The 8826-nt window shown below is 66.2% G+C and carries 7 protein-coding genes; 5 read left to right on the top strand and 2 right to left on the bottom strand.

The window, feature by feature from the left end:
* Window positions 1-289: 289 nt before the first annotated feature.
* Complete coding sequence (locus CYJ10_RS05910) at window positions 290-1066, bottom strand: enoyl-CoA hydratase (RefSeq protein WP_101680593.1); 777 nt, start codon at window positions 1064-1066, stop codon at window positions 290-292.
* Window positions 1067-1359: 293 nt separating this feature from the next.
* Here CYJ10_RS05910 and paaG point away from each other — a divergent pair, with 293 nt between their 5' ends.
* The 3 genes from paaG to paaK all read left to right on the top strand — a co-directional run bounded on the left by paaG (window position 1360) and on the right by paaK (window position 4029).
* Window positions 1360-2193 carry a 2-(1,2-epoxy-1,2-dihydrophenyl)acetyl-CoA isomerase PaaG gene (gene paaG, locus CYJ10_RS05905; RefSeq protein WP_257993101.1) on the top strand — a complete coding sequence of 278 codons (834 nt, stop codon included), beginning with the start codon at window positions 1360-1362 and terminating at the stop codon, window positions 2191-2193.
* A gap of 27 nt (window positions 2194-2220) precedes the next feature.
* The gene (gene paaI / locus CYJ10_RS05900; RefSeq protein WP_101680591.1) at window positions 2221-2661 is read left to right on the top strand and encodes a hydroxyphenylacetyl-CoA thioesterase PaaI; all 441 of its coding nucleotides are present in this window, start codon (window positions 2221-2223) and stop codon (window positions 2659-2661) included.
* 63 nt (window positions 2662-2724) lie between these two features.
* Window positions 2725-4029 (top strand): phenylacetate--CoA ligase PaaK, encoded by a 1305-nt coding sequence (gene paaK / locus CYJ10_RS05895; protein WP_101680590.1) that lies wholly within the window; start codon window positions 2725-2727, stop codon window positions 4027-4029.
* Here the strand turns inward: paaK and norR are convergent.
* Window positions 4026-5624: a nitric oxide reductase transcriptional regulator NorR gene (norR, locus tag CYJ10_RS05890; protein ID WP_101680589.1), complete on the bottom strand. Its 1599-nt coding sequence runs from the start codon at window positions 5622-5624 to the stop codon at window positions 4026-4028. The genes paaK and norR overlap by 4 nt on opposite strands.
* A gap of 151 nt (window positions 5625-5775) precedes the next feature.
* On the opposite strand from norR, the gene ytfE reads away from it, so the two are divergent.
* Window positions 5776-6456: an iron-sulfur cluster repair protein YtfE gene (ytfE, locus tag CYJ10_RS05885; protein WP_101680588.1), complete on the top strand. Its 681-nt coding sequence runs from the start codon at window positions 5776-5778 to the stop codon at window positions 6454-6456.
* Between the two features lie 70 nt (window positions 6457-6526).
* The gene (locus CYJ10_RS05880; protein ID WP_101680587.1) at window positions 6527-8806 is read left to right on the top strand and encodes a nitric-oxide reductase large subunit; all 2280 of its coding nucleotides are present in this window, start codon (window positions 6527-6529) and stop codon (window positions 8804-8806) included.
* The last annotated feature ends 20 nt before the right edge of the window (window positions 8807-8826 follow it).

The raw sequence follows: 8826 nt of genomic DNA, 5'->3' as shown, positions 1-8826 counted from the left end.
TTTTTGCAGAACTTTTTTCTGCCGGTCAGCGCTGCAAACCTCGCAACCCCAACCCCCTGCTGACCCCGCAACCCTTGTCGCTGCTGCGTTTGCAGCGCGGTTCGTGTTGCGAGGGGGCGAATATTAGGCCTGATTCGCGACCTTTGCAACACGGATGTCACGGATCTGTGGAGAGAAGCCTGGGATAATCACCTCAAACCCTTGATGACAAAGGAAAATCGGCCCGATAAATATTTGCCGGGCGGATCAATACCCCTCAACTTGCCTCGGGTATTCCCCGCCTCAAGTTTTACCGATGCTTGAAATCTGGTGCCCGTTTCTCCACAAATGCAGCCATTCCTTCCTTCTGATCTTCGGTAGCGAACGTCGAGTGGAACAAACGTCGCTCGAACCGTACGCCTTCGTTCAGCGTTGTCTCATAGGCGGCGTTGATCGATTCCTTGATCATCATGACCACCGGGAGCGAATAACCGGCGATGGTCTCGGCCGCCGCCACCGCCTCGTCGATCAGCTTGTCGGCCGCCACCACGCGCGACACCAGCCCGGCCCGTTCCGCCTCGGCCGCATCCATCATGCGCGCGGTCAGGCACAGGTCCATGGCCTTGGCCTTCGATACCGCGCGTGGCAGGCGCTGCGTCCCGCCCGCGCCCGGCATGGTGCCCAGCTTGACCTCGGGTTGGCCGAACTTCGCGCTGTCGGCGGCGATCACGATGTCGCACATCATCGCCAGTTCGCAGCCGCCGCCCAGCGCGTAGCCGCCCACCGCGGCAATCACCGGCTTGCGGATGCGGCGGATGGTTTCCCAGTTGCGCGTGATGTAGTCGCCCTTGTAGACATCCATATAGGAGTACTTCGCCATCATGCCGATGTCGGCGCCAGCGGCGAAGGCGCGCTCGCTTCCCATGATGACGATGCAGCCGATGGCCTCGTCCACGTCGAAGGCGGTCAGCGCGGCGCCCAGTTCGTCCATCAGCGCGTCGTTAAGCGCGTTCAGCGCCTTGGGGCGATTGAGCGTGACCAGTCCGACGCGGCCACGCGTTTCCACCAGGATGTTCTCGTACGGCATGTCTTCTCCTTGCGATGAGAGGATTCGGTAGTCTGTCCCGCCATGAACCGGACTCAAATGGCGTCGAAGCGGGATCAAGGCGGAATCGAAGCGGATCGATACTCGCCCGCCACCGTGACGCTGGTCAAGGCGGGCCGCCACCTCTTGCGCCGTGCCGGCATCCCTACTACTATTTGCCGACCGACTGGTCGGTTAATTTAAAAGACGCACGCGGCTCTCTACAATGACCGTGCGACCCTCGCGGCAGCAGATCCGCACACCGACCCGAAGATCAAATGGCGCAGGAGACCACCATGCCCCCAACCCCGGTTAGCCCGGCGCACGCCCCCGCGCGTGCGAGTCTCGAATCCGGCCCCATCCTGCTGCGCTGGCAGGGCGACGTGGCCGTCGTCACGCTCAATCGGCCCGACAAACTCAACAGCTTCACACGCGACATGCATCGTGCGCTGGTCCAGGCGCTGGATCATGCAGAAGCCGGTGGTGCCCGCGCGCTGCTGCTGACGGGCGCCGGTCGGGGCTTTTGCGCTGGCCAGGATCTGGCCGACCTCGATTTCACGCCCGGCCACGCCACCGATCTCGGCGAACTGATCGATACCTGGTTCAATCCGCTGGTCCGCCGCCTGCAGGCGATGCCACTGCCCGTGATCGCCGCCGTCAACGGCACGGCCGCCGGCGCCGGCGCCAACCTGGCGCTGGCTTGCGACATGGTGCTGGCGGCCCGGTCGGCCAGCTTTATCCAGGCCTTCGTCAAGATCGGGCTGGTGCCAGATTCCGGCGGCACCTGGCTATTGCCCAAGCGCCTGGGCATGGCCCGCGCGCTGGGGCTGGCGATGACCGGCGACAAGCTCAGCGCCGAGGAAGCCGAAAAATGGGGCCTGATCTGGGAGACGATGGACGATCCCCTGCTCATGGAACAGGCCATGGCGCTGGCCACCCACCTGGCCGCGCAGCCCACGCGCGCCCTGGCCGCCATCAAGCAGTCCATGCACGCCAGCGCCACGAACACCTTCGACGCCCAACTGGACCTCGAACGCGACCTGCAGCGCCAGCTTGGCCAATCGCACGACTACAACGAAGGCGTGAATGCCTTTCTTGAAAAGCGCGCCCCGCACTTCAAGGGCGCCTGATCCCGTCCCCGCGACAAGGAGACCCGCTTGAATCAAGATCCCCAGGCCCTGGCCGAGGCCACCGCGCATGCCATGTACGAGTCCGACGCCTGCAGCCGCTGGCTGGGCATGGTCATCGAGGAAGTCCGACCCGGCTACGCCCGCCTGTCGATGCCGGTGCGGCCCGAGTTCCTGAACGGCCATGCCATCTGCCACGGCGGCCTGATGTTCACGCTGGCCGATTCCGCCTTCGCATTCGCCTGCAACAGCCATAACATCAACACCGTGGCGTCGGGCTGCAGCATCGAATTCCTGCGCCCCGTCCAAGGCGGCGACGTGCTGACCGCCGAGGCCGTGGAACAGATCCTGTCCGGCCGGCATGGCGTGTACGACATCAAGGTGACCAACCGCGCCGGCGAACCGGTGGCCATGTTCCGCGGCAAGTCGGCCCAGATCAAAGGGCACGTCATCCCGCCGGCCGAGGCCTGATACGAGACAAACGCGGTACCCTGCGCCAACGTAGCGCATCCATCCCGGAAACGTGGAGACATCATGAGTACGCGCCTCACCGATCTGCCCCTGGAGCCGATCGAGACTGCCAGCCGGCAGCAACTTCAAGCCCTGCAGCTTGAGCGCCTGAAATGGTCGCTGCGCCACGCCTACGAGAACTCACCCGTGTACCGGCGCAAGTTCGACGAGGCGGGGGTGCATCCCGACCAGGTGCAGTCGCTGGCCGATCTGGCGCGCTTTCCGTTCACCACCAAGAAGGATCTGCGCGACAACTATCCGTTCGGGATGTTCGCGGTGCCGCAGGACCGCGTGGCGCGGGTCCACGCATCGTCGGGCACCACCGGCAAGCCCACCGTCGTCGGCTACACGCTGCAGGACATCGACACCTGGGCCACGGTGATGGCGCGCTCGATCCGCGCGTCGGGCGCGCGGCGCGGCGACAAGGTACACATCAGCTACGGCTACGGGCTGTTCACGGGCGGGCTGGGCGCGCACTACGGCGTGGAGAAGGCCGGCCTCACGGCCATTCCGTTCGGTGGCGGCCAGACCGAGCGCCAGGTGCAGCTGATCCAGGACTTCAAGCCCGAGGTCATCATGGTGACGCCCAGCTACATGCTGGCGATTGCCGACGAACTGGAGCGCCAGGGCATCGACCCGGTGTCGACATCGCTGCGCATCGGCATCTTCGGCGCCGAACCGTGGACGCCCGAGATGCGGCTGGCGATCGAACACCGCATGGGCATCTCGGCCGTCGACATCTATGGCCTGTCCGAAGTGATGGGCCCGGGTGTGGCCAACGAATGCGCCGAGACCAAGGACGGCCCCACCATCTGGGAAGACCACTTCTATCCGGAGATCATCGATCCCGATACCGGCGACGTGCTGCCGGACGGCGAATTCGGCGAACTCGTCTTCACGTCGCTCAGCAAGGAAGCGATGCCGGTGATCCGCTATCGCACGCGTGACCTCACGCGTCTGCTGCCGGGCACGGCGCGGGCGGCCTTCCGCCGCATGGAGAAAATCACGGGCCGCACCGACGACATGATGATCGTGCGCGGCGTGAACGTCTTTCCGTCGCAGATCGAGGAACTGATCCTCAAGCACACCGAACTGGCGCCGCACTACCAGTGCGTGCTGGGCAAGGAGGGGCCGCTCGACACCCTGACCGTGCGCGTGGAATGCGCCCATGGCGCCGAGCCATCGGTGGCGGCCCAGGCGCGCGAACAGCTCACGCACGACATCAAGGCCTATATCGGTGTCACGGCGGGCATCGAGATCCTGCCGGAAGGCGGCGTCGAGCGATCGGTGGGCAAGGCGCGCCGTATCGTCGACAACCGTCCGCGCTAGCGGCTTGCATGGCTTCGCATCCCGGCGCGCGGGTCGCGCCGCGGATCATCGCGCTTGAAACCCAGCCGGCGCGCCAGCTTGTGCAGGTTGCTGGCATCCACGCCAAGCTGGCGCGCGGCCTGCGACCAATTGCCGTCCTGCGCCAGCAAGGCCTGCTCGATGCAGCGCCGCTGGCACGAATCCACCGCTTCGCGCAGCGACTCGGCCGGTACCACCACCGGCGGCGCCGCCTCAACGGGCGCCACGGCAACCGGCGTCAGCCCGCCCACCCCATCCGTCTCGAACAGGTCGCGGAACAGGTCGGCGTCCAGCGTCAGGATGTCCACGCGATTGGCGCCCCGGCTGACCAGCTTCAGCGCCGCCCGACTGATCACGTGCTCCAGCTCACGTACATTGCCCGGCCACGGATAGCGCCGCAGGGCGTCCTGCGCGGCAGCGGACAGGCGCAGGCTGCGCAGCCCCAGCCGCGCGCGGTTCAGTTCCAGGAAATGGCCGGCCAGCAGCAGCACGTCGTTGTCGCGTTCGCGCAGCGGCGGAATCGGAATCGGGTACACCGACAGGCGGTGATAGAGATCGGCGCGGAACGAGCCATCACGCACATGTTCGCGCAGATGGCGGTTGGTGGCGGCGATCACGCGCACGTCCACGCGGCGCGGCCGGTCGGAACCCAGCCGCTGGATCTCGCCGTTCTGCAGCGAGCGCAGCAGCTTGGCCTGGATCGACAGCGGCAGTTCGCCCACTTCGTCCAGAAACAGCGTGCCGCCATCGGCGGCCTCGAATCGGCCCGGCCGCTCGCCCGTGGCTCCCGAAAACGCGCCGCGCGCATGGCCGAACAGTTCGCTCTCGGCCAGCGACTCCGGCAACGCCGCGCAGTTCACGTGGATGAGCGGCCGGTTGCGTCGCCGCGACAGCCGGTGCAGGCGGTGCGCGAACAGTTCCTTGCCCACGCCGGTTTCACCCAGCAGCAGCACCGGCAGCTCCGAATCGGCCACCACGCGCAGTTCGTGCAGCAGATGGCTGATGGCCTGGCTCTGGCCGATGATCTCGCCGTCTTCGCGCACCACGTCGCCGGCCGGTTCGTCGATACGCCCCTGCCGTAGCGCCCTGATCTCCGCCTCCAACCGAGTGATGCGGATGGCGGCCTCGATCACCGGCGTCAGCCGTTGCAGCGCCACCTGCGCGGCGTCGGTGAACGTGCCCACCTGCAGCGCATCGAGCGTCAGCACGCCCCACGTCTTGCCTTCGGCTTCCAGGCTGATGCCCATGCAGTCGTGCACCGGCAGCGGCTCGCCCACGTGTTCGTCGATCAGGCCGTCGTAGGGATCAGGCAGCGCGCTGTCGTGGTGGAAGCACGTCACGCCACGGCGCGCCAGGATGGCCGCCAACCGTGGATGCAGGCTCACCGCGAAACGGCGCCCCAGCGCGTCGCGCACCAGGCCGTCGACGGCCACCGGCCGCAGTTGATCTTCTTCCAGCCGCAGCAGCGCCACGGCGCCGCAATGGAAATGCGCACGCAGACTGCCCACCAGTCTCTGCATCCGTACCGCCTGCGGCAGATCCGCGCACAGGTCGGCCTGTAGTAGCTCGCCAATCATGGTCAAAAACACCCCATTCAGGTTCGATTCACCACGCCGGCACGCGGTCCAAAAAACCCTACCGATGGGTAAATCATTGAATCTTTGAATCTTTCTGATGGGCACGAGATTCGCACAAGAGACGTCGGCATTTATTGAGAAGGAGCAAATCATGAGCATGCAAGACCAATCTCTGGGCCAACTGGCCCGCCGGATCCCGGGTGCGACGAAGATCTTCCACGATTACGACCTCGACTTCTGTTGTGGCGGATCGCACACATTGCGCGACGCCGCGCACGCCAAGGGGCTCGACGCCGCCGCGATCGAGGCCCGCCTGCAGGCCTTGCAGGCCGAGGCGCCGGCAGAAGGCCACGACTGGAGCGAAGTGCCGGCCGAGGAACTGATCGGCTTTATCCTGGCGCGCTTCCACGAGCGCCACCGCGAGCAACTGCCCGAGCTGATCCGCCTGGCGCGCCGGGTCGAGGAAGTGCATGGCGAGCGGCCCGAATGCCCGGTGGGCCTGGCCGATCACCTGAGCGTGATGCTGCAGGAACTGCTGAGCCACATGCAGAAGGAAGAGCAGGTGCTGTTCCCGATGCTGTCGCGCGGCATGGGCGCCATGGCCTCCGCGCCGATCACGGTCATGCGCATGGAGCACGACGACCACGGTGCCGCGCTGCAACGGCTGTCGGACCTGACCCACGACATCACGCTGCCCCGCGCCGCGTGCAACACGTGGCGGGCGCTGTACCTGGGCCTGCGCACGTTCCGCGAGGACCTGATGGAACACATCCACCTGGAAAACAACGTGCTGTTCGAGAACGCCGCGCGTCCGGCCAGTCCGGCGCACTGATCGCGACCCCTGACCCGCGAGCCATCTCGCATCCTGCCAACCCATACACGCGTACCGATACGCATCCATCATGGGCCCCTACAAGAAACTATGGTTCACGCTGATCGCCGTGCTGGCGATCACGTTCGCTCTCCTTGGCTACTACGGTTCCGAGGTCTACCGGCAGCAGCCACCCATCCCGGCACAGGTCGTCACCGCCGACGGCACAAAGCTGTTCACCTCCGAGGACATCCTCGACGGCCAGACCGCATGGCAGTCGGTGGGCGGCATGCAGCTTGGCTCGATCTGGGGTCATGGCGCCTACCAGGCGCCTGATTGGACGGCCGACTGGCTGCACCGCGAACTCACCGCCTGGCTGGATCTGGCCGCGCGCGAGCGCTTCGGCAAGGACTTTGCCGCGCTCGACGTCGGCGACCAGGCCGTGCTGCGCGCGCACCTGAAGGCCGAATACCGCGGCAACCACACCGACGCCAGCAACGTACTGACCGTGTCGCCGCGCCGCGCCAAAGCCATCGAGATGACGGCCGACTACTACCAGCGCCTGTTCTCCGACGCGCCCGAGCTGCACAAGAGTCGGGAGAGCTTCGCGATGAAGGAAAACACGCTGCCCTCGCCCGAGCGGCGCGTGCAGCTGACGCACTTCTTCTTCTGGACCGCATGGGCGGCCGCCACGGATCGTCCCGGGCACACCGCCACCTACACCAACAACTGGCCGCATGAGCCGCTGATCGACAATCGCCCGACCGCCGAGAACGTGGTCTGGTCGGTGGCCAGCGTGGTGGTGCTGCTGGCCGGCGTGGGGCTGCTGATCTGGGCGTGGGCGTTCCTGCGCGGCAAGGAAGAGCCGCTGCCGGCGGCCCCGGCCCGCGATCCGCTGTCGACCTTTGCGCTGACGCCGTCGCAACGCGCGCTGGGCAAGTACGTGTTCCTGGTGGTGGCGCTGTTCGCCTTCCAGGTGCTGATTGGCGGCTTTACCGCGCACTACACGGTCGAGGGCCAGAAGTTCTACGGCATCGACATGTCGCAGTGGTTCCCGTATTCGCTGGTGCGCACCTGGCATATCCAGAGCGCCCTGTTCTGGATCGCCACGGGCTTCCTGGCGGCCGGCCTGTTCCTGGCGCCGCTGATCAACGGCGGCAAGGACCCGAAGTACCAGCGGCTGGGCGTCGACATCCTGTTCTGGGCGCTGGTGGTGGTCGTAGTGGGTTCGTTCACCGGCAACTACCTGGCCATCGCGCAGAAAATGCCGGCCAACCTGAACTTCTGGCTGGGCCACCAGGGCTACGAGTATGTGGACCTGGGCCGTCTGTGGCAGATCGGCAAGCTGGCCGGGATCGTGATCTGGCTGGTGCTGATGCTGCGCGGCATCGCCCCGGCGCTCAAGGCCCGCAGCGGCGGCGACAAGAACCTGCTGGCGCTGCTGACGTCGTCGGTGGTGGCCATCGGTCTGTTCTACGGCGCGGGCCTGTTCTATGGCGAGCGCACCAGCCTGACGGTGATGGAGTACTGGCGCTGGTGGGTGGTCCACCTCTGGGTGGAAGGCTTCTTCGAGGTGTTTGCTACCACGGCGCTGGCCTTCATCTTCTCCACGCTGGGCCTGGTGTCGCGCCCGATGGCCACTGCGGCCAGCCTGGCCTCGGCATCGTTGTTCATGCTCGGCGGCATCCCGGGCACGTTCCACCACCTGTACTTTGCCGGCACCACCACGCCCGTGATGGCCATCGGTGCCACGTTCTCGGCGCTGGAAGTCATGCCGCTTATCGTGCTGGGCCATGAAGCCTGGGAAAACTGGCGCCTCAAGGAACGCGCCCCGTGGATGAACAACCTGCGCTGGCCGGTGATGTGCTTCACGGCCGTGGCGTTCTGGAACATGCTCGGCGCCGGCGTGTTCGGCTTCATGATCAACCCGCCGATCTCGCTGTACTACGTGCAGGGCCTCAATACGACGCCCGTCCACGCGCACGCCGCGCTGTTCGGTGTCTACGGCTTCCTGGCGCTCGGCTTCACGCTGCTGGTGCTGCGTTACGTCCGCCCGGACTACAAGCTGAGCCCGCGCATGATGTCGATCGCGTTCTGGGGCCTGAACGGCGGCCTGGTGCTAATGATCGGCACCAGCCTGCTGCCGGTGGGCATCATCCAGGCGCTGGCCAGCATCAGCCAGGGCCTGTGGTACGCCCGCAGCGAAGCTTTCGTCCAGCAGCCGATCCTGCAGACGCTGCGCTGGGTACGCACCTTCGGCGACGTGGTGTTCCTGGTTGGCGCCCTGACCTTCACGCTGCAAGTGGTGCTGGGGCTGCTGTCACGCGGCCCGGCCCGCGAGGTGCCGGAAGGCCGGCTCGCCCGGCAGTAAAGCTGTAGCGCAGTAGCGCG

The organism is Cupriavidus pauculus (genome assembly GCF_002858765.1).
Lineage (GTDB): Bacteria > Pseudomonadota > Gammaproteobacteria > Burkholderiales > Burkholderiaceae > Cupriavidus > Cupriavidus pauculus_B.
The sequence above is the reverse complement of the archived record's forward strand: the minus strand, read 5'-3'. Positions and strand labels throughout refer to the sequence as shown.